At 75.5% G+C, this 19510-nt stretch carries 17 protein-coding genes and 1 riboswitch; of the genes, 10 read left to right on the top strand and 7 right to left on the bottom strand.

Annotation, left to right across the window (positions count from 1 at the left end):
• Positions 1-13: 13 nt before the first annotated feature.
• A complete protein-coding gene (locus tag ACZ5WK_RS15775) occupies positions 14-1129 on the bottom strand; it encodes an alpha/beta hydrolase (protein ID WP_465547918.1) in 1116 nt (371 codons plus the stop codon).
• A 170-nt stretch (positions 1130-1299) separates the two neighbouring features.
• Positions 1300-2010, bottom strand: coding sequence for a helix-turn-helix domain-containing protein (locus tag ACZ5WK_RS15770; protein WP_465547916.1), 711 nt, complete (start codon positions 2008-2010; stop codon positions 1300-1302).
• A gap of 204 nt (positions 2011-2214) precedes the next feature.
• A riboswitch (cobalamin riboswitch) is annotated at positions 2215-2412 on the top strand.
• 76 nt (positions 2413-2488) lie between these two features.
• Between ACZ5WK_RS15770 and ACZ5WK_RS15765 the strand changes: the two genes are divergently transcribed.
• The 6 genes from ACZ5WK_RS15765 to cpt are packed head-to-tail and all read left to right on the top strand — an operon-like array spanning position 2489 to position 9689.
• Positions 2489-3454, top strand: a complete 966-nt coding sequence (locus tag ACZ5WK_RS15765; protein ID WP_396324213.1) for a cobalamin biosynthesis protein — start codon at positions 2489-2491, stop codon at positions 3452-3454.
• Positions 3451-4968 carry a cobyric acid synthase gene (locus ACZ5WK_RS15760; protein ID WP_465547913.1) on the top strand — a complete coding sequence of 506 codons (1518 nt, stop codon included), beginning with the start codon at positions 3451-3453 and terminating at the stop codon, positions 4966-4968. The genes ACZ5WK_RS15765 and ACZ5WK_RS15760 overlap by 4 nt, the downstream gene beginning before the upstream one ends.
• Positions 4961-7063 (top strand): putative cobaltochelatase, encoded by a 2103-nt coding sequence (locus ACZ5WK_RS15755; protein WP_465547911.1) that lies wholly within the window; start codon positions 4961-4963, stop codon positions 7061-7063. The genes ACZ5WK_RS15760 and ACZ5WK_RS15755 overlap by 8 nt, the downstream gene beginning before the upstream one ends.
• A gap of 5 nt (positions 7064-7068) precedes the next feature.
• Entirely contained in the window at positions 7069-7674 is a 606-nt protein-coding gene (gene cobO, locus ACZ5WK_RS15750; RefSeq protein ID WP_465547909.1) for a cob(I)yrinic acid a,c-diamide adenosyltransferase, read from the top strand.
• A gap of 38 nt (positions 7675-7712) precedes the next feature.
• Positions 7713-9089, top strand: coding sequence for a cobyrinate a,c-diamide synthase (locus ACZ5WK_RS15745; protein WP_465547907.1), 1377 nt, complete (start codon positions 7713-7715; stop codon positions 9087-9089).
• 42 nt (positions 9090-9131) lie between these two features.
• The gene (gene cpt, locus ACZ5WK_RS15740; RefSeq protein ID WP_465547905.1) at positions 9132-9689 is read left to right on the top strand and encodes a chloramphenicol phosphotransferase CPT; all 558 of its coding nucleotides are present in this window, start codon (positions 9132-9134) and stop codon (positions 9687-9689) included.
• Between the two features lies 1 nt (position 9690).
• Here cpt and ACZ5WK_RS15735 read toward each other — a convergent pair whose 3' ends face one another.
• Positions 9691-10278, bottom strand: coding sequence for a TetR/AcrR family transcriptional regulator (locus tag ACZ5WK_RS15735; protein WP_465547903.1), 588 nt, complete (start codon positions 10276-10278; stop codon positions 9691-9693).
• Between the two features lie 107 nt (positions 10279-10385).
• Here ACZ5WK_RS15735 and ACZ5WK_RS15730 point away from each other — a divergent pair, with 107 nt between their 5' ends.
• Positions 10386-11612 carry an FAD-dependent monooxygenase gene (locus tag ACZ5WK_RS15730; RefSeq protein WP_465547901.1) on the top strand — a complete coding sequence of 409 codons (1227 nt, stop codon included), beginning with the start codon at positions 10386-10388 and terminating at the stop codon, positions 11610-11612.
• 214 nt (positions 11613-11826) lie between these two features.
• On the top strand, positions 11827-13422 hold the full coding sequence (locus ACZ5WK_RS15725; RefSeq protein WP_465547899.1) for a D-alanyl-D-alanine carboxypeptidase/D-alanyl-D-alanine-endopeptidase: 1596 nt from the start codon (positions 11827-11829) through the stop codon (positions 13420-13422).
• 68 nt (positions 13423-13490) lie between these two features.
• Here ACZ5WK_RS15725 and ACZ5WK_RS15720 read toward each other — a convergent pair whose 3' ends face one another.
• Entirely contained in the window at positions 13491-14216 is a 726-nt protein-coding gene (locus ACZ5WK_RS15720) for a TetR/AcrR family transcriptional regulator (protein ID WP_465547897.1), read from the bottom strand.
• A gap of 118 nt (positions 14217-14334) precedes the next feature.
• On the opposite strand from ACZ5WK_RS15720, the gene ACZ5WK_RS15715 reads away from it, so the two are divergent.
• Positions 14335-15414 carry an alpha/beta fold hydrolase gene (locus tag ACZ5WK_RS15715; RefSeq protein WP_465547895.1) on the top strand — a complete coding sequence of 360 codons (1080 nt, stop codon included), beginning with the start codon at positions 14335-14337 and terminating at the stop codon, positions 15412-15414.
• 87 nt (positions 15415-15501) lie between these two features.
• The gene (locus tag ACZ5WK_RS15710; protein WP_465547893.1) at positions 15502-16125 is read left to right on the top strand and encodes a DUF3995 domain-containing protein; all 624 of its coding nucleotides are present in this window, start codon (positions 15502-15504) and stop codon (positions 16123-16125) included.
• Between the two features lie 17 nt (positions 16126-16142).
• On the opposite strand, the gene ACZ5WK_RS15705 is transcribed toward ACZ5WK_RS15710, so the two are convergent.
• The 3 genes from ACZ5WK_RS15705 to ACZ5WK_RS15695 form a co-directional block, all read right to left on the bottom strand.
• Positions 16143-17042, bottom strand: coding sequence for a hypothetical protein (locus ACZ5WK_RS15705; protein ID WP_465547891.1), 900 nt, complete (start codon positions 17040-17042; stop codon positions 16143-16145).
• Positions 17043-17147: 105 nt separating this feature from the next.
• Positions 17148-18185, bottom strand: a complete 1038-nt coding sequence (locus tag ACZ5WK_RS15700) for a TolB family protein (protein ID WP_465547889.1) — start codon at positions 18183-18185, stop codon at positions 17148-17150.
• On the bottom strand, positions 18182-19507 hold the full coding sequence (locus tag ACZ5WK_RS15695) for an MFS transporter (RefSeq protein ID WP_465547887.1): 1326 nt from the start codon (positions 19505-19507) through the stop codon (positions 18182-18184). The genes ACZ5WK_RS15700 and ACZ5WK_RS15695 overlap by 4 nt, the downstream gene beginning before the upstream one ends.
• Between the last annotated feature and the right edge of the window lie 3 nt (positions 19508-19510).

The raw sequence follows: 19510 nt of genomic DNA, 5'->3' as shown, positions 1-19510 counted from the left end.
GCGCCACCGGGGATCAGAGGAGCGGCGTGAGCCAGCGGCGGAGGTGCTCCTCGTAGCGGGCCGGATCGGCGTTCCAGAGGGCCGCGTGGTCGCCGCCGGGGACGGGCTGGAGTCCGACCACGTCGGAGCGGCGGCCGGCGAGCCGGGCGGCGGCCTGCCAGGGCGCCAGCGGATCGTCCGGGCCGTGCAGGACGAGGGTGGGCACCCGCAGGTCGGTACCGTCCGCGATCCGCGCGAAGTCGGCCAGGTCGACGCCGGTGCGGCCCTCCGCCGCGAGGGCGCCCAGCTCGGCGGCGGCGCCGCGGAAGCCGGCCCGGGCGGCGCCCCGGCGGGCGGTGGCGGGCAGGTCGAGGACGGGCGAGTCCAGGATCAGGCCGCTGATCGAGGAGGCCCAGGCGGACCGGGCGGCGGTCTGCAGGGCGATGGTGGCGCCGACCGACCAGCCGTAGAGGATGATCCGCCCGGCGCCGCTGTCCAGGGCGAGCCGCACGGCCGCCTCGACGTCCCGCCACTCGGTCTCGCCGAAGTGGCCGAGGCCGTCCGGGGAGGCGGGCGCGCCCGCGTCCCCGCGGTAGGTGACGGCCAGGGCGGGCAGGCCGAGCCGGTCCAGCAGCGGAAGCACCGGGAGGGTCTGCTGCCGGTCGGCGCCGGCGCCGTGGATCAGCACGACCCAGGTGCCGCGCTTGCCGTCGACGTACCAGGCCGGGAAGGCACCCAGCTCGCCCGCCGCGGTGGTCTCGGTGAACGGCAGGCCGAGGGCGCTGGTCGGGTCGCCGAGGTGGACGCGGGGGGTGAAGCGGACCGCGGTGCCGGGCGTCAGGGTGCCGCGGTCCGCACGGGCCAGCCGCCGGGTGACGCCCCGCTCGTCGCCGTGCAGGATCTCGTCGACCACGGCGTGCCCGTTGTCGCCCCACTCGACGGCCCAGCGGCCGGGGCGGATGCTCTCCGGGCTGCGGGTGAAGGTGACGCGCCCGGGGGCGAGGGCCTGGACCAGGACGGGACCGGCGGCCCGCCCCCGGGCCGCCGACGGGCGGACCATCCGCTCGGAGGCCCTTCGGCCGATGACCAGCACGGCGGCCCCGGCACCGACGGCGGCGGCCGCCACGGCGGCTGCGGTTCCCCAACGCATATCGCTCCCCGCTCTGTTGGTCGTGGACTGGGCACTGTACCCACCAGTCCACTCGCGGGGGCGGCGCCCGGCCACCGGGCACGGCCGTCCGGGTCATGCCGGGCCCGTGCCGGGACGGCGTGCGCATGCGCGGGCGGGACCGCGTGCGCATGCGCGGGCGGGAGAGCCCCTCAGGCCGGGATCTCGGTCTCCAGCCGCCCGAGCAGCTCCCAGAACCGCTCGTCGAGCGGCTGCTCCGGCTGCGCGCTCCGCGCCGCAGGAGCCGGGGAGCCCCAGCTGCCGGCGCCCCAGTGGGAGGAGACCTGGTTCTCGTTCTGCAGCGCCGTCAGCACGGCGGCGAGGTCGCCCTCGTGCACCGGCACGATCCGGCCGATCGCCCGGACGTGCGCCTGCCAGCGGCCGTCCACGCACTGCCGCAGCCGCTGGTCGAGCTCGTCCCGACGGCCCGTCACGGCGACCAGTTCGCGCAGGGTCAGGCCGAGCACCTGGGCGAGTGCGTACGTCTGCTCCTGGTCACCGCCCCAGACGCCGGTGGCCTCGGCCCGCCGGTAGTGGTGCAGGGCCATGCCGATCCTGCGGGCCGCGTTCTCCTGGTTGAGCTCGCGGGCGACCCGGAAGTCCCTCAGCCCGGCCGGGCGGACGCCCATCAGCTGGGCGGGCGGGCACCAGAGGGCGCGGGCCAGCGCGATGAACTCCTCCTCGGTCGGGCGCAGCTCGCCGCTCTCCCAGCCGAGCACATGGGCGGGCAGCAGCCGCACCCCGTGCGCGGCCATGCCCTCGGCCACCCGCTCGGGGGTCAGGCCGAGGCCGGCGCGATGCGCGCGGGCGGCCGCGGGCGAGAAGGGCACCGGGGGCACGGCGGGGGGCTGTCTTCGTCGCATGGCCCGACGGTAGGGGTCGGCGGTCGGACCGCCCCAGCCGCCGAACACACGAAGCGCGACTGCAGGGGCCTACAGGCCGCTGGACGAACGCACAGGCTGTCATGCCCCTGCGCGGGGTGGCGATCGGAGGTAGCGACGGGGACGGGAACGGGGCGGGAAACGCGGAGACCGTGTGACCAAACCCTCCGTGACCTTGGTTGACTCGCGGTTCGGCCCCGTGATGGGATCCTTCAGCCAATACGGAGGCATGCAGAGGAAGCCGGTGAGAGTCCGGCGCGGTCCCGCCACTGTCACCGGGGAGCACGTCCGGACGATGCCACGGCGGGCCGTCAGAAGCCGCTGGAAGGCCCGGGAGTGCGTTCGACCCGGAAGCCAGGAGACTCTCGCCCCCGGTACGTCAATCCAGGGCGCGGACCCTGAGTGAGGACACGCACGCCATGCAGGCTGCCCCGCCCCTCCGAGCCCTCTGCTGTCCGCCGTGCGCCCGCTGACCCGCGCCGCCGCCTTCGCGCTGGGCGCCGTCGCGGGGTATCTCGCCGACGCCCGGTTCGCCGACCCGCGCCGCGGCCACCCGGTGGCCGTCTTCGGCAGCGCGGCCGGCCGGCTGGAGAAGCGGCTCTGGCGCGACCACCGGGCCGCCGGCGCCGCCTACACCGCGCTCTGCGTGGGCACCGTCGCCGCCGGCGCGGTGGCCGCCGAGCGCGTCCTCGGCCGCCGGCCGCTGGGCCGGGCCGCGCTGGCCGCCGCCGCGACCTGGACGGTGCTCGGCGGCACCTCGCTGACCCGTGAGGCCCGGACCATCGGCCGCTCGCTGGCCGCGGGCGATCTGACGGCGGCCCGCGCGCGGCTGCCGCACCTGTGCGGGCGCGACCCGAGTGCGCTGGACGGACAGCAGATCGCCCGCGCGGTGGTCGAGTCGGTCGCCGAGAACACCGCCGACGCCGTGGTGAACGCGCTGGTCTGGGGCACGGTCGCGGGCACGCCCGGGCTGCTGGCGTTCCGGGCCGTCAACACCCTGGACGCGATGGTCGGCCACCGTTCGCCGCGGCACGCCCGGTTCGGCTGGGCCTCGGCGCGGCTGGACGACGTGGCGGGCTGGCCGGGCGCCCGGCTGACCGCCCTGCTCACGGTGGCCGCCGCGCCCGAGCCCCGGACCGCCTGGCGGGTCTGGCGGCGGGACGGCTCCGCGCACCCGAGCCCCAACGCGGGCCAGGCCGAGTCGGCCTTCGCCGGAGCGGTCGGCGTCCGGCTCGGGGGCACCCTGCGCTACGGCGAGCGCATCGAGCACCGGCCGGTGCTGGGCGAGGAGCTGCGGCCGGTGACGGTGGACGACATCGAGCGCGCCTGCCGGCTCTCCCGCCGGGTGGGCGCGCTGGCACTGGGTACGACCGTGGCCGGGCACCTGGTGATCCGGGCTTTCACGAGAAGGAGGGGGAACGCATGAGCAACGCGCTTCTGGTCGCCGGAACGACCTCGGACGCGGGCAAGAGCGTGGTCACCGCGGGCATCTGCCGCTGGCTGGCCCGGCAGGGTGTCGCGGTGGCGCCGTTCAAGGCGCAGAACATGTCGCTGAACTCCTTCGTCACCGCCGACGGTGCCGAGATCGGCCGCGCCCAGGCGATGCAGGCCCAGGCGGCCATGGTGGAGCCCGAGGCGGCGATGAACCCGGTGCTCCTCAAGCCGGGCGCGGACGGCCGCAGCCAGGTGGTGCTGCTCGGCCGCCCGGTCGCCGAGGTCGGCGCGCTGGACTACCGCGAACGCAAGCCCGTCCTGCTGGAGCGCGCCCTGGAGTGCCTGGCCGACCTGCGCCGCCGCTACGACGTGGTGGTCTGCGAGGGCGCCGGCTCGCCCGCCGAGATCAACCTGCGGGACCGCGACATCGCCAACATGGGCCTGGCCACCGCCGCCGGGCTGCCGGTCGTGGTGGTCGGCGACATCGACCGCGGCGGCGTGTTCGCCGCGATGTACGGGACGCTGGCGCTGCTCTCGGCCGAGGACCAGCGGCACGTGGCCGGCTGGTTCGTCAACAAGTTCCGGGGCGACGCGCGGCTGCTCGCGCCCGGCCTGGAGATGCTGCGCGAGCTGACCGGCCGCCCGGTGCTGGGCACCCTGCCGATGCTGCCGGACCTCTGGCTGGACGCCGAGGACTCGCTCGACCTGTCGACCGTGGTCGACCGGACCGCCGGCCGCGGGCCGCTCGGCGCGGACGTGCTGCGGGTGGCCGTGGTGCGCTTCCCCCGGCTCTCCAACTTCACCGACCTGGACGCGCTGGCCCAGGAGCCGGGCGTCCTGGTCCGCTGGGCCACCCGGCCCGAGGAGCTGGCCGACGCCGATCTGGTCGTGCTGCCCGGCACCCGCGCCACCGTCGCCGACCTGGCCTGGCTGCGCGAGCGCGGCCTGGAGCCGGCGCTCAGGGCGCGGGCGGCGGCCGGGCTGCCGGTCCTCGGGGTCTGCGGCGGCTACCAGATGCTGGCGCGCACCATCGTGGACGAGGTCGAGTCCAAGGCCGGCGCCGTCGACGGCCTCGGGCTGCTGCCCACGCACGTCCGCTTCGGCGCCGAGAAGGTGCTCGGCCGGCCGGTCGGCGAGGCGTACGGGCAGCGGGTCGAGGGGTACGAGATCCACCACGGGGTGGTGTCCGTCGAGGGCGGCACACCGTTCCTGGACGGCTGCCGGGTGGGGGCGGTCTGGGGCACGACGTGGCACGGTGCGCTGGAGAACGACGGGTTCCGGCGCGAACTGCTGCGCGAGGTGGCCGGGTTGTCGGGCCGGGCGTTCGTGCCCGCGCCGGACGTCTCGTTCGCCGAGGCGAGAGAGGCCCGGCTCGACCGGCTGGGCGACCTGATCGAGGAGCACGCGGACACCGACGCGCTGTGGAAGCTGATCGAGGGCGGGGTGCCGGCCGCGGGTTCGCTGCCGTTCCTGCCGCCCGGGGCCCCCTTGGAGAATCATGAGTGACGTCCGCTACCCCTTCACCGCGATCGTCGGCATGGCCGACCTGCGGCTCGGGCTGCTGCTCAACGCGGTCTCCCCGGCCGTCGGCGGCGTGCTGGTGCGCGGCGAGAAGGGCACCGCCAAGTCGACCATGGTGCGCGCGCTGGCCGGCCTGCTGCCGTCCATCGCCACCGTCGACGGCTGCCGCTTCGCCTGCGACCCGGCCGCACCGGACCCGCACTGCCCGGACGGCGCGCACAGCGGCCTGCCGGCGTCCGAACGCCCGGCCCGGCTGGTCGAGTTGCCGGTCGGCGTCTCCGAGGACCGGATCGTCGGCTCGCTCGACCTGGAGCGGGCGCTCGCCGAGGGCGTCAAGGCGTACGAGCCGGGGCTGCTGGCCCAGGCGCACCGCGGCGTGCTCTACATCGACGAGGTCAACCTGCTCCAGGACCACGTGGTGGACCTGCTGCTGGACGCAGCCGCGATGGGCCGCTCGTACGTCGAGCGCGAGGGCGTCTCGGTGCGGCACGCGGCGCGGTTCCTGCTGGTCGGGACGATGAACCCGGAGGAGGGTGAGCTGCGGCCGCAGCTGCTCGACCGGTTCGGCCTGACCGTCGAGATCGCCGCCACCCGGGAGCCGGCCGAGCGCGCCGAGGTGGTCCGCCGCCGGCTGGCGTACGACGCCGACCCGGCCGGGTTCGCCGCGCGGTTCGCCGAGGACGAGCGGGCACTCGCCGAGCACATCACCGTGGCACGGGAGTTGCTGCCGAAGGTCGAGCTGACCGATGTGGCGCTCCGTCAGATCACCGCCGTTTGTGCCGCGTTCGAGGTGGACGGGCTGCGCGCGGACATCGTGATGGCGCGCACCGCCGTCGCGCTGGCCGCCTGGGCCGGGCGCACGGAGGTGCTGGAGGAGGACGTCCGCAAGGCCGCCCAGCTGGCACTGCCGCACCGCCGCCGGCGCAACCCCTTCGACGCGCCGGGGCTGGACGAGGAGCAGCTGGACCGGACGCTGGAGGAGCACGCCCAGCCCGAGGACCCGCAGCCCGAGGACCCCCAGCCCGAGGACCCGCGACCGGACGACCCGCAGCCGGAGGGCCCCGAGGACGACGGCCCCGGCCCGGACGGCGGCGGCCCCGACAACGGCGGCGGCGGCGCACCCGAGCCGGCCGGGCCCGAGGCCCCCGCGGGCGCCGACGCCCCCGCCCCCGACGCACCCCAGGACGCCCCCGAGCAGCAGCCGGTACCGGCCCAGCACCCCGCCCCCGCGCGGGAGTCCGCCCCGGTGGCGGCCGGCGACCCGTACCGCACGAAGCTGTTCAAGGTGGACGGCACCGGGAAGGGCGCCCAGGGCCGCCGCTCCCCCGCGGAGACCGACGGCGGCCACACCATCCGCGCCCGCCGCCCGCAGGGCCGGCTGGCCCGGCTGCACCTGAGCGCCACCCTGCAGGCCGCCGCGCCGCACCAGGTGGCGCGCGGGCGGGCGTCCCGGGCGCTGCTGCTGCAGAAGGACGACTTCCGCGAGCAGGTCCGCCAGGGCCGGGAGTCCAACCTGGTGCTCTTCGTGGTGGACGCCTCCGGCTCGATGGCGGCCCGGCAGCGGATGACCGCCGTCAAGGGCGCCGTTCTCTCGCTGCTGATGGACGCCTACCAGCGCCGCGACAAGATCGGCATGATCACCTTCCGCGGCGCGTCCGCCGAGCTGGCGCTGCCGCCCACCTCGTCCGTCGAGGTCGGCGCGGCCCGGCTGGAGTCTCTGCCCACCGGCGGCCGGACCCCGCTGGCGGCCGGACTGCTGCGCGCCCACGAGGTGCTGCGGGTCGAGCGGATGCGCGACCCGCACCGCCGTCCGCTGCTGGTCGTGGTGACCGACGGCCGGGCCACCGGCGCCCGGGACGCCGTCGCGCAGTCGCGGCGGGCGGCCGGACTGCTGGCCGCGCAGGGCGTGGCGAGCGTGGTGCTGGACTGTGAGTCCGGGCCGGTGCGGCTCGGCCTGGCCCGTACCCTGGCGGCGCAACTCGGCGCCTCCGCCGTGACCCTGGACGAGCTGCGCGCCGAGGGCGTGGCCTCGCTCGTCCGTGAGAACCGCTCCACCCACCCGATACGAAAGGCGGCCTGATCCCGATGCCCAAGGGTGTTCCCGAGAGCGTTCCCGAGGACGGCCTGACGACCCGTCAGCGCCGCACGCTGCCGATCACGGCCGTGCACACCGGCCCCGGCAAGGGCAAGTCCACCGCCGCGTTCGGCATGGCGCTGCGGGCCTGGAACCAGGGCTGGCCGGTCGGGGTCTTCCAGTTCGTGAAGTCCGCCAAGTGGAAGGTCGGCGAGGAGAACGCGTTGCGCGTGCTCGGCGCCTCCGGCGAGGGCGGCACGGTCGACTGGCACAAGATGGGCTCCGGCTGGTCCTGGATCCAGCGCTCCAGCGAGATGGAGATGGACAGCGAGGCGGCCGCCAAGGAGGGCTGGGAGCAGGTCAAGCGCGACCTGGCCGCCGAGACCTACCGCTTCTACGTGCTGGACGAGTTCACCTACCCGATGCACTGGGGCTGGATCGACCCGGACGAGGTGGTGTCCGTGCTCAAGGACCGCCCCGGCAGCCAGCACGTCGTCATCACCGGCCGGTACGCCCCCGAGGCGCTGACCGACTTCGCCGACCTGGTCACCGAGATGACCAAGGTCAAGCACCCCATGGACGCCGGCCGCAAGGGCCAGCGCGGTATCGAGTGGTAGCCCGTTGAGAGTGGCAGCCTGTTGAAAGTAGTGGGCCGTTGAACACCATCCCCCGTCTCGTCGTCGCCGCGCCGTCCTCCGGCTCCGGCAAGACCACCGTCGCCACCGGCCTGATCGCCGCGCTCGCCGCACGCGGGCTGGCGGTCTCCCCGCACAAGGTCGGCCCGGACTACATCGACCCGGGCTACCACGCGCTGGCCGCCGGGCGGCCGGGCCGCAACCTGGACGCGTTCATGTGCGGGCCGGAGCGGGTCGCGCCGCTCTTCCTGCACGGCGCGGCCGGTGCGGACGTGGCGGTGGTCGAGGGCGTGATGGGGCTGTTCGACGGCGCGTCCGGGCGCGGCGAGCTGGCGTCCACCGCCCACGTGGCCAAGCTGCTGCGGGCACCCGTGGTGCTGGTTGTGGACGCCTCCTCGCAGTCCCGCTCGGTGGCCGCGCTGGTGCACGGCTTCGCCTCCTGGGACCCGGAGGTCCGGCTCGCCGGGGTGATCCTCAACCGGGTCGCCTCCGACCGGCACGAGCTGCTGCTCCGCGAGGCGCTGGAGGAGGGCTCCGGCGTACCCGTGCTGGGCGCGGTGCGCCGCTCGGCGGCGGTCGCCACGCCGTCCCGCCACCTCGGCCTGATCCCGGCCGTGGAGCGCTCGGCGGAGGCCCTGAAGGCGGTGGCCGACATGGGCGGGCTGATCGCCGCCTCGGTGGACCTGGACGCGGTGCTGGCGCTGGCCCGGACCGCTCCCCCGCTGGACGCCGCCCCCTGGGACGCCACCGCCGAGGTCACGCCGGTCGCCGGCACGCCCCGGATCGCGGTGGCCGGCGGCGCCGCGTTCTCCTTCTCGTACGCGGAGAACGCCGAGCTGCTCACCGCGGCGGGCGCCGAGGTGGTCCCGTTCGACCCGCTGCACGCCGACGGCCTGCCCGAGGGCACGGCCGGTCTGGTGATCGGCGGCGGCTTCCCCGAGCTGTACGTCCGGGAGCTGAGCGCGAACACCCAACTGCGCACAGCGATCGCCGCGTTCGCCGCCTCGGGCGCGCCGATCGCCGCCGAGTGCGCCGGACTGCTCTACCTCGGGCGGGAGTTGGACGGCCTGCCGATGTGCGGCGTGCTGGACACGGCGGCCCGGATGACCGAACGGCTGACCCTCGGCTACCGGGAGGCCGTCGCACTCCACGACTCGCCGCTGGCACCGGCCGGCACCCGGGTACGCGGACACGAGTTCCACCGCACGGTCTGCGAGCCCGCGGCGGGCGAGCGGCCGGCCTGGGGCTGGCGGCTGCCGACCGGTCCGCGCACCGAGGGCTTCGCCGGCGGCACCCCCGACAACGTTCACGCTTCGTATCTGCACCTGCACTGGGCAGGATCACCGCAGCTCGCCGCCTCCTTCGCGGCCGCCGCGGCCGCGCACCGGGCGGGCTGAGCGGGAGGTCGTCGGTCCAGGCCGTCGGTCTAGGGTGGCGGGATGAGCGCTGCACAGGTGATCGTCCTCAACGGAGGCTCCAGCTCGGGGAAGTCGAGCATCGCCCGCCACCTCCAGGAGCTGCTGCCCGACCCGTGGCTGACCCTCGGGGCCGACACCCTGGTCGACGCGCTGCCCGCCGCGCTGCGCGACGGGCAGGACGGCGACGGCCAGGGCATCGGCGGGCTGGACGACGGCGACGGCACGGTGACCGTCGGGCCCGCCTTCGCCGCACTGGACGAGGCCTGGACCATCGGCGTCGCGGCGATGGCCCGGGCCGGCGCCCGGATCATCGTCGACGAGGTCTTCCTCGGCACCACCGCCTCGCAGCAGCGCTGGAGCCGGGCCCTGGACGGCCTGGACGTGCTCTGGGTCGGCGTGCACTGCGCGCCCGAGGTCGCCGCCGCCCGGGAACGGGCCCGGGGCGACCGCGCCACCGGCATGGCCGCCGCCCAGGCCGAGGCCGTGCACCGGGGCGTCGTCTACGACCTGGAGGTGGACACCTCCCGCACCGACGCGGCGGCCTGCGCCCGGCTCGTCGCGAAGCGGGCCATCCGCTGACCTACGGCTCCCGGTCGAGCAGCGCGGCGAGGTAGCCCGCCACGTCCTCGTGCAGCTCGGCCCGTTCCGGCATACGGCCATGGCCGCTGCCTGCCGTCACGTTGATCAGCACGCCCTCGCACCAGCGGACCAGCCGGCGGGCGTCCGCGTCCGGCGCGCGGGAGCCGCAGCGCTCCAGCGCGGAGACCGCGAAGTCGAGGAAGCCCGCACCCAACCGGTCGTAGACGGCGCGTAGTTCGGGGCGGCGGGTGGCCTCCAGCGCCAGTTCGAAGCGCGCCACGGTGAGCGCTCGGCCGGCCGTCAGCGCCTGGTGCACGGCATCGGCGGCGACCTGGGCGAGCAGGTCGCGCGGCCCGGCCCCGGGGGTGGCCGGCCCTGCCGCCGCGAGGACGCCCGGCGACTCCAGCTCCGCGATCCGGGTCAGCGCCAGCTCCAGCAGGGCGGCCCTGGTCCGGGCGAGGTTGGAGGTCGAGCCGGCGGGAAGTCCGGCCGCCTCGTCCACCGCGCGGTGGGTCAGCCCGCGCAGGCCGCGCTCGGCGATCAGGGCAATGGCGGTGTCGGCGATCAGCGTCGGACGCGGGGGTGTCATGGGTCCGATTTTCGCGGGTCCCGGGAGAAGCACCCAACTCACACTACAGATGTAGTACGGTGCTCTCGGCACCGAAACTACAGGTGTAGTTCGAGAGGGGAGCCCAAATGGACCAGGCAGAGCCACGAGCCGTCGTCATCGGTGGCGGCATCGGCGGGCTGGCCGCCGCCCTCGCCCTCCACCGCCAGGGCGTCACCGTCGCCGTGCACGAGCGCGCCGCCTCGCTCGAACCCGTCGGCGCCGGCCTCGCCCTGGCCCCCAACGCGCTCCGCGCCCTGGACCGGCTCGGCGTCGGCGACCGGCTGCGCGCCCTCGCCTCCCCGCATCCCGCCGTCGGCCTGCGCCGCCCCTCCGGCCGCTGGCTCGCCCGCACCGGCACCGACGCGGTCGAGGCGTTCTTCGGCGACAAGGTGATCGCCGTCCCGCGCGCCGCCGTCGTCGACGCCTTGGCCGACGCCCTCCCGGCCGGGAGCATCCACACCGGTTCCCCCGCCGAACTGACCGACCCGGGCGACGCCGACCGGCCGGCCGTGGTCCGCACCCGAGCGGGCGAGCGACCCGCCGAGCTGGTGGTCGCCGCCGACGGCATTCGTTCGGCGAGCCGCGCGCTGCTCTTCCCGCACCACCCCGGCCCGCGCTACTCCGGCTTCACCACCTGGCGCACCATCGTCACCGAGCCGCCACGCGCACCGTTCGCCGCCGGCGAGATCTGGGGGCGCGGCCGGCTGGTCGGCGTCGTCCCGCTCGCCGACGGCCGCGTGTACGTGTACGGCGCCGCCCTCGCCCCCGCCGGGGCCCGCGCGGCGGACGGCGACGAGCGGGCCGAACTGCTGCGGCTGTACGGCGACTGGTGCGCACCCGTGCCGGAGCTGCTGGCCTCGGCCGACCCCGCCGAGGTGCTGCGCCACGACGTCCGGGAGATCGCCGACCCGCTGCCCGCCCACCACCGCGGCCGGGTCGCCCTGCTCGGCGACGCCGCCCACGCCATGTGCCCGTTCCAGGGCCAGGGCGCCTGCCAGGCCATCGAGGACGCGGTCGTCCTCGCCGCCGGCATCGCCCCCGGCACCGACCCGGCCGCCACCCTCCCCGCCTACACCGCCGCCCGCCTCCCCCGCGCCATGTCGGTCGTCGCCGGCTCCCGCCGCATCGGCGCCCTGGTCGCCCGCCGCTCCCCGCTCGCCGTCCTGCTCCGCGACGCCGCCCTCACCCTCGGCGGCCTGCTCCCCGACCGCGTCCTGCTCGGCCGCGTGGGCGCGACCTACGACTGGCACCCGCCGGCCCTGTCCGGCAGGCACCAGCCGGAGCCCGGCAGCAGCGGCCGGTCGTCCCGCTGACCTCGGACACCGTCGACCCGACCGGGCTCGCGCGATTCGTGACCCGCCGTCGGCTTCCCTCGTTCCGCTCGCCCTCGCAGGAGATCGCATTCGCGGGGCATGCGGGTGAACGGCCGGGTGGGGCGGTTCGGCGGGCAGGTTCCGCGCGGTATCCCTGCTCGGGCTGAGTAGCCGTCAGGGTGGCCGGTGTGCGGCCCGGAACACAGGTGGGTTCATGAGAGCGTTTTCTCGAAGTCGGCGTGCCGTGGCCGCCGCCGTCACGACGGTGGCGGCCATGGTCGTGACGGTCGGCCCGGCGGGCGCGGCGCCCGTCCAGGACTACGGCGGGCTCAGCCCCGACATCTTGGCGATCATGCACAAGCCCGCCTACGAACACGCGCAGTGGGGACTGCTGGAGATCGACGACACGACCGGCAAGGTCATCCACTCCCAGTACCCGAACCAGTTCTTCATCCCCGGTTCGACGGCCAAGCTGGTCAGCGTGTCGGGCACCTGGCACACGCTCGGCGGCGACCACCGGTTCACCACGCCGGTGCAAGCCCTCGGCAACCGCTCCGGGTCGGTGCTGGACGGGTCGCTGGCCCTGGTCGCACAGGGCGACCTCACCATGGGCGGCCGGACGAAGCCGGACGGCTCGGTCGACTTCACCCCGATCGACCACACCTACGCCGACGACGTCCCCGGCGCGACGCTCACCCCCGAGGACCCGCTCGCCGGCCTCGACTCGATCGCCCAGCAGGTGCGCGCGTCCGGCATCACCGAGGTGCACGGGGACGTCGCGATCGACCCCCGGCTCTTCGCCCCCGATCCCGGGCTGGACCCCACCCCGACCCCGCTGATCGTCAACGACAACCTGATCGACCTGCTGTCCACCGCCACCGCCCCCGGACAGCCCGCCCAGCTCAGCTGGCGGCCGCAGGTCGCGCCGTACCAGGTGGAGTCGACCGTGCGGACGGTCGAGGCCGGCGGCACCACCGACATCGCGGTCTCCGCCTCCCCGGACGGCACGCACATCACCCTGTCCGGCACCATCGCGGCCGACGCGCCGCCGACCCTGCGGGTCTCCCACGTGCTGGACCCGAACGCCTTCGGCCGCACCGCCCTGATCGAGGCGCTCGCCCGCGCCGGCGTCACCGTCACCGCCCCGCCCACCGGCCCCAACCCGACGGGCCTGCTGCCCGACTCGTACGACGGCACCCAGCGCGTCGCCGCGTACGTCTCCCCGGTCTACGAGCAGTACGCCCGGCTGATCCTCAAGGTCAGCCACAACCTCGGCGCCAACCTCGGCATCTGCCTGATGGCCGTCACCACCGGCAGCCACCAGTGCGCGGACGGCTTCCCCGTCCTCAGGGACTTCCTGACCGGCGCCGGGATCGACCCGACCAAGGTGCAGCTGCTGGACGGCCGCGGCGGCAACCCCGTCGACCGGGTCACCCCTGACGTGGAGAACGAGATCCTGCACTACTGGCAGGGCACCGCCGACGCCGACCGGTTCCGGGAGGCGCTGCCGATCCTCGGCGTGGACGGCTCACTCGCCAGTGCCTGCGACGGCTGTCCGACCTGCCCGGGCAAGGGCAAGGTGTGGGCCAAGCCCGGCTCCGTCATCGGCTACGACGCGGTCAACGACCGGCTCGCCGTCGGCGGCGAGACCCTCGGCGGCTACCTCGCCGCGGGCCACGGCCGGCTGCACACCTTCTACCTGGCCGTGAACGGCGCCTCCACCCCGAACATCAACACCTTCTTCGACGTCGTCAACGACCTGAACCGGATCGCCGGCCTCCTCCAGGAGCAGGCGGAGGCGCGGTCCTGACACCGCACCACAGGATGGCGAGGGCCCCGGCTGCCAGGCAGCCGGGGCCCTCGCCGGTCCGCAGGGGTTCAGCCCCGATCGGCCAGGGGGGTGACCCCGTCGAGGATGCGCTCCAGGCCGAAGTCGAGCGGGTCGCCGCCCTGCGGGGCGAAGGCTCCGGCGGCGATCGCCGCGGTGAGTGCGGGGAACCGGTCTCCGTGGCGCTCCAGCACCTCGCCGGCGAGCCGGTTCCACTCCTCACCGCCTTCCTCGTCCGCGTCGACGAGCTGCTGGGCGAGGCTGCGGATGTGGCCGATGATCAGCAGCACGGTGTCGTGCTGCTGCGCCGCGGAGAGCCCGGTCGGGGCCAGGGCTGCCAGGGCGGAGTCCATCCAGGCGAGCTGGTTGGGACCCATGAGCTGGCGGCGCATGGCGGTGGCGGCCAGGATCCAGGTGTGGCGGCGGTACAGCGCCCAGCACTGGCGGGCCCACTCGGTCAGCCGGGGGCGCCAGCCGTCCTGGCGGCCGATGGACCCGGGGGGCGCGCCGAGGGCGGAGTCGACCATCAGGTCGACCAGTTCGGCCTTGCCGGGGAAGTACCGGTACAGCGCCATGGTGGTGACGCCGAGCTCGGTGGCGACCCGCTGCATGGAGACGGCGTCCAGGCCCTCCGCGTCGGCGACCTCGATGGCGCCGGCGACGATGCGCTCGGCGGTCAGTGAGGGCTTCGGACCGCGGCGGGGCTGGCCCTGCTCCCCCCACAGCAGCGCCAGGCTCGCATTCGGGTCGCGCTTCTTCTCCCGGCTCCCGGCCATACGCGTCAGCTCCCTTGTGGTTCTCGTGCTGGTCCCGGCGGGCGATTGACGCCCTCTCAGAACTGTGTATAACATACACTCAATTGCGTATTCGATACACAGTTCAAGGGAGTCACCCATGCTCGGCACCGTTCTCCTCGCCTCCGCCGTCGCCGCCCCCGTGGCCGCAGCCCTCGGCCACCGCCGGATCAAGCAGGCCGCGGGCGCCCGGCTGATGCGGATCGACACGCCGAACGGCATCGACGAGCAGGGCTTCGTCCGCATCGGCGGGATCGAGCAGTGGATCTCGATCCGCGGCGAGGACCGCACCAACCCGGTGATGCTGGAGATCCACGGCGGGCCCGGCGCCTCCAACGCGATCTACGGGCCGCGCACCCGGGCCTGGGAGAAGCACTTCACGATCGTCCGCTGGGACATGCGCGGCGCCGGCAAGACCCTCGGCCGCGGCGGCGCCGAAGGCCAGGGCGAGCTGAGCTTCACCCGGATCTACGAGGACGCCGTCGAGGTCACCGACCACGCACGTGCCCGGCTCGGCGTCGAGCAGGTCCTCCTCGTCGCCAACTCCTTCGGCAGCACCTTCGGGCTGCGCCTGGCCCGCCAGTACCCCGACCGCTACAGCGCCTACGTCGGCACCGACCAGAAGATCCACGACGCCGGCCGCGACACCGGCGACCACCTGGCCCTGCTGGCCCGGCTGCACGCCGCCGGCAAGCGCAAGGAGCTCGCCGCCGTCGAGGAGATCGGCCCCGACCTGCGGACCCGGACCGCCGAGCAGCACGGCGCCTACGCCAAGATCCTCGCCACCACCGACCCGCTGACCTTCTCCACCATGAAGTCCGTGGTCATGAAGTCGCTCTGGTTCTCCCCGCTGCACTCGCTGAGCGAGCTGGGCACCCTCGGCAAGGGCATGAAGCTCTCCGAGGGGATCCTCCCCGCCACCGCCGGCTTCGACGACCGCGCCGACGGCACCCGCTTCGACCTGCCGTTCTTCGTCTTCCAGGGCGACCGGGACGTCCTCACCCCGACCGACCGCGCCAAGCGCTTCTTCGACGACGTCCAGGCCCCGGTCAAGGAGTTCGCCCTCATCGAGGACGCGAGCCACTTCGCGTCCTTCCAGCACCCCGACCGGTTCCTGGAGCTGATGCTGGCCAAGGTCCGGCCCGTCGTCACCGGCGGCTTCCACACCGCCGGCCGGTGAACGCCGGCGTGGGGGTAGCTCCTCGGGGGGAGGCGCTCCTCCGTGCAGACGACGTGCCGCCGGCTCCGGTCCGGCACCGTGAAGCCCATGCAGATCGAAACCTCTCCCGGTGCCGTCACCGTCCGCCCGGTGCCGCGTCCGGGGCCGCGTCCGGCGCCGCGTCCGGGCCGGTGGCCGGGGTACGCGGTGGCGGTGTGGGGCGTCCTGTTCGCGGTCCCCAGCTTCGTCTGGGCCCTGGGTGGCACGGTCGGCGCGGAGTCGACGGTGGCGCCGGAGCTGGTGCAGCTCGCCCGCGACGGGGTGCCGTGGTTCCTGGCCGTCCTGTGGGTGACCGGGTTCCTCAAGCTCTTCGGGGCGGTGGTCGGCATCGGCCTGGTCAGGCCGTGCGGCCTGCGGACCGGCCGGTTCCTGGTGTTCTGCGGCGGTGGTGCGACCGTCCTGCTGGTCTGGCACGGCTGTCTCTTCGTCGCGCACGGGCTGCTGGTCGAGGCCGGGGCCGTCTCCTTCGATCCCGCACTGCTCAGGCTGAGCCGCTGGTACCTCTACCTGTGGGGGCCGTGGTTCGTCGCCGGCGGGCTGGCGTTCGCCACCGCCACCGTGCGCCACGTCCGTGCGGACGACGACCGGCACGGCCTGCGGCTGCTCGGTGCGGCGGGCGCGCTCGGCGCGCTGGTCCTGTCGCTGGCGATGACCGTCGCCGGGGTCGGCTGAGGAGCGGGGCCGCGGGGTCAGCCGGTGGCGCGGACGTAGATGTCGGCCGCGCCGGGGAGTCCTCCGGGGTCGGCGGCGACGTAGATCCGCCGGCCCGGGCCGAGGCGGGCGGGTGCCGGCTCGGGGGTGGGCGTGGGGGCGGGCGTCGCCGTGGCGGTGGGCGTGGGGGGCACGGCCGGCGCGGGATCGGCCGGCGCGGGATCGGCGGGCACGGGATCGGCGGGGGTGGGCTGCGGCTCCTCGGCCGGGAAGGCGGCCGGGGCGGGTTCCTCGGTGTCGTCCGCCGGGCACGGCGAGGCGACCGGTTCGGCCGGCAGGGCCGGCTCGATCTCCGCAGGCGTGGCGTCAGGCGTCACGTCGGGCACGGGCGTCACCGTGCCAGTGGCCGTGGGAGTGGCCGTGGCCGTCGGGCCGGGCGTGGGCGGCGTGGTCGGGCCGGGGACGGCGGTCACCGCCCCGGGCAGCTCCGGTGCCTCGGCCGGCTCGTCGCCGCCGAGGGCGGCCGCCAGGTCGGACGGCAGCGGTGCACTCGGGCCCGGCACCGGCAGGTCGTAGGTGCGCAGGAAGTCGCCCAGCCCGACGTCCTGGCCGCCGGCCAGCCGGTAGTGCAGGTACGCGACGGGCGCACCGTCGGCCGTCCGCGTGTACACCGCGCCCACCGGCACGTAGTACCGCCCCGCGCCCGGGTGCTGGGAGGGGTGGAGACCGGCCAGCAGCTCGGCGCGGTCGCGGTCGGTCTCGATGACGCCCCGGCCCAGCGTGAGCGCGTTGATGCCGCGGACCGCCAGGGCCGCCGTGACCGCCACGAAGAGCACCAGGCCCATCGCGACCGTCCGTCGCAGCACCGGCCGGCCGTGCAGTGCCGGCCAGGAGTCGCTCACCATCCGTTCCGGCGCGGCGCGCCCTGCTTCCTTCACCGCTCCCCAGCTCCCCCGCCTCGCACCACTCGGGCCACGCGCGCCACTCGCACTGCCCGACGTGGACCCTACGCTCGTGGGTCCGGGAGCTGCCAACCGCCCCTGTCAGCCCGGATAGGCCGGGGCCACGGCCGCCTCCATCGTCCGCCGCGCCGAGCCGCTGCCGTCCGCGGGGACGCTCCACAGGTCGGCGCCGAAGTCGCCGGGGAGGGCGTAGAGCAGGGTGGAGCCGTCGGTCCAGACCGCCTGGTCGTCGATGTTGCGCTGCTCGGCGGTGGCGGTCTCGGTCATGGTGGCCAGGTCGAGCACGTAGAGCCGCCAGGGCGCGTCCGCGGGCAGGCCGGGGACGCGTTTCTTGTAGGCGATCCGGGTGCCGTCCGGGGAGAGCGAGGGGCACTCGACGTTCTGGTGGAGGGTGGTGAGGGTGCGGGCGGCGAGGTCGCCGCGGACGAGGTAGGTCTGGCCGCCGGTGGCCGCGGTGGCATAGAAGGTGTCGTCGTCGGCGAAGGTCACGCCCCAGATGTTGACGTCGGGCGCCCGGTCCGGCTTGCCGTCCTTGATCAGGTCGAAGGCCTCCAGGTTCTCCCGGAGGTTCCCGTCGCGGACGTCGACGATCGAGGTGCGGGTGGAGAAGTCGGTGCCGGCATAGGAGTCGCCGCTGACGAAGACCGTCCAGGCGGCGAGGTGGCCGGAGGGCGAGACCCGGGAGCGGGTGGGGATGCCGGCGGCCGGGAAGGACCGCAGCTCACGCAGGTGGCCGTCGAGGACGACGGCACGGTAGGTGTCCTGCAGCGCGCCGCGCTCGGCCTGGAGGCAGATGCCGGTGCCGCCCGCCGTGTAGAAGCGCAGGCACTGGACGCCGGAGGAGGTGCGCGGGCCGTCCGGGTGGTCGGCGGGGACGGTGGCGAGCTCGTCGCGGTGCGGGCCCCAGGCCATGTTGCGGAACACCAGCCGCCGCCCGCCGGACGGCTTCCCCAGCGAGACCGGCCCGGGGGTGACCACCGGGCCGCCGGGCTGCACCTGGTCCTTGCGGGCCGACTGGCCCGACGCGTGGAGCACGGCTCCGGTGCCGACCGAGCCGAGCAGCAGCACGGCGACCAGCAGGATCAGCACCCTGGTACGGCCTTGGAGCGGTGGGGTCACGAGGGCACCTCGGAGTCGGTGGCGGGGACGTCGTGGGAGTCCCGGAGCACGAAGGCGGCCCCGAGGACGCAGCCGGCCAGCGCGGCCGCCGACCAGGCCAGTGCGGCGCTGCCGCCGACCGCGCTCCACAGCGCGCCGAACACCAGCGAGCAGGCGAACCGGGCCAGCGCCTGCCCGGTGCCGACCAGCGCCAGCCCGGCGCCGCGCTGCGCGGCAGGGACGGCGTCGGCGGCCGCGGCGGCCAGCACGCCGTCGGTCGCGGCGTAGAAGGCGCCGTGCAGGACGAGCACGCAGACCACCACGGGCAGCCCGCGCAGCGGCGAGAGCAGCAGCCCGTACGCCAGCAGCAGGAGGCCGTGGCCGGCCAGGAAGAGCCGGCGGCGGCCGATCCGGTCGGCCAGCGCGCCGAGCGGGACGGCCAGCAGCAGGAAGGCCGCGGCGGTGCCGAGCGGCAGCAGCGGGAAGAGGTCGACGGCGAGGCCGAGCCGGCGCTGCACGAGCAGGTAGAGGAAGGAGTCGCTGACGGTCGTCAGGCCGAGCAGCACCGCGCACAGGGCCAGCCGGCGCAGGCCGGGCAGGCGCAGCAGGGCGAGGCCGTCGCGCAGTCCGGGAGCCGGAGCCGGCCCGTCGTCGGCCGGCGCCGGGCGGCCCGGCACGAAGAGCAGCAGTACCAGCACACCGAGCAGGGCGACGCAGGCGCTGACCGTGAAGACCGCGTTGTAGCCGTGCCGTTCGCCGCCGTCTGCGAGCATCGGCCCGCCGGCCAGGCGGAGCACCAGGAAGGCGATGAGCGGTCCGAGCAGCGCGCCCGCCGTGTCCATCGCCCGGTGGACACCGAACGCCCGCCCCCGGTGGGCGGGTTCGGTGGCGAGCGAGATCATCGCGTCCCGGGGCGCGGTACGCAGCCCCTTGCCCGTGCGGTCGACGGCGAGCACCGCACCGATCAGCGGCACGGTGTGGACGAGCAGCAGCAGCGGCTTGCAGAGCGCCGACAGCCCGTACCCGGCCGCCGCGACCGCCTTGTGCCGGGGCGCGCCGTCGGCGCCGCGCCGGTCGGCGAGGTGGCCGCCGGCCAGGCGGACCAGCGCGCTGAACCCGTTCTGGATGCCGTCCAGCAGCCCGAAGCCGAGCGGGGAGAGGCCGAGCCCGGTGAGCAGGTAGAGCGGCAGCACCGCGCTGACCATCTCCGAGGAGACGTCGGTCACCAGGCTGACGGTGCCCAGGGCCAGCACGGTGCCGGGCACGGCGGCGGCCGCCCGCCGCCCCGGCCGGGGGGCCGGGGCGGCGGGGGCCTTGGAGCTGCGGGATTCCGCGACGTACACGGG

The sequence above is a fragment of the Kitasatospora sp. NPDC032757 genome (assembly GCF_055579305.1).
Note: the sequence above shows the minus strand (reverse complement) of the source record. Positions and strands in the feature narration are given on the sequence as shown.

Bases quoted from the DNA above. Each gene is read 5' to 3' on its own strand.
- ACZ5WK_RS15775 (WP_465547918.1), bottom strand. From the start codon at position 1,129: ATGCGTTGGGGAACCGCAGCCGCCGTGGCGGCCGCCGCCGTCGGTGCC.
- ACZ5WK_RS15770 (WP_465547916.1), bottom strand. From the start codon at position 2,010: ATGCGACGAAGACAGCCCCCCGCCGTGCCCCCGGTGCCCTTCTCGCCC.
- ACZ5WK_RS15760 (WP_465547913.1), top strand. From the start codon at position 3,451: ATGAGCAACGCGCTTCTGGTCGCCGGAACGACCTCGGACGCGGGCAAG.
- ACZ5WK_RS15755 (WP_465547911.1), top strand. From the start codon at position 4,961: ATGAGTGACGTCCGCTACCCCTTCACCGCGATCGTCGGCATGGCCGAC.
- cobO (WP_465547909.1), top strand. From the start codon at position 7,069: ATGCCCAAGGGTGTTCCCGAGAGCGTTCCCGAGGACGGCCTGACGACC.
- cpt (WP_465547905.1), top strand. From the start codon at position 9,132: ATGAGCGCTGCACAGGTGATCGTCCTCAACGGAGGCTCCAGCTCGGGG.
- ACZ5WK_RS15735 (WP_465547903.1), bottom strand. From the start codon at position 10,278: ATGACACCCCCGCGTCCGACGCTGATCGCCGACACCGCCATTGCCCTG.
- ACZ5WK_RS15730 (WP_465547901.1), top strand. From the start codon at position 10,386: ATGGACCAGGCAGAGCCACGAGCCGTCGTCATCGGTGGCGGCATCGGC.
- ACZ5WK_RS15725 (WP_465547899.1), top strand. From the start codon at position 11,827: ATGAGAGCGTTTTCTCGAAGTCGGCGTGCCGTGGCCGCCGCCGTCACG.
- ACZ5WK_RS15720 (WP_465547897.1), bottom strand. From the start codon at position 14,216: ATGGCCGGGAGCCGGGAGAAGAAGCGCGACCCGAATGCGAGCCTGGCG.
- ACZ5WK_RS15715 (WP_465547895.1), top strand. From the start codon at position 14,335: ATGCTCGGCACCGTTCTCCTCGCCTCCGCCGTCGCCGCCCCCGTGGCC.
- ACZ5WK_RS15710 (WP_465547893.1), top strand. From the start codon at position 15,502: ATGCAGATCGAAACCTCTCCCGGTGCCGTCACCGTCCGCCCGGTGCCG.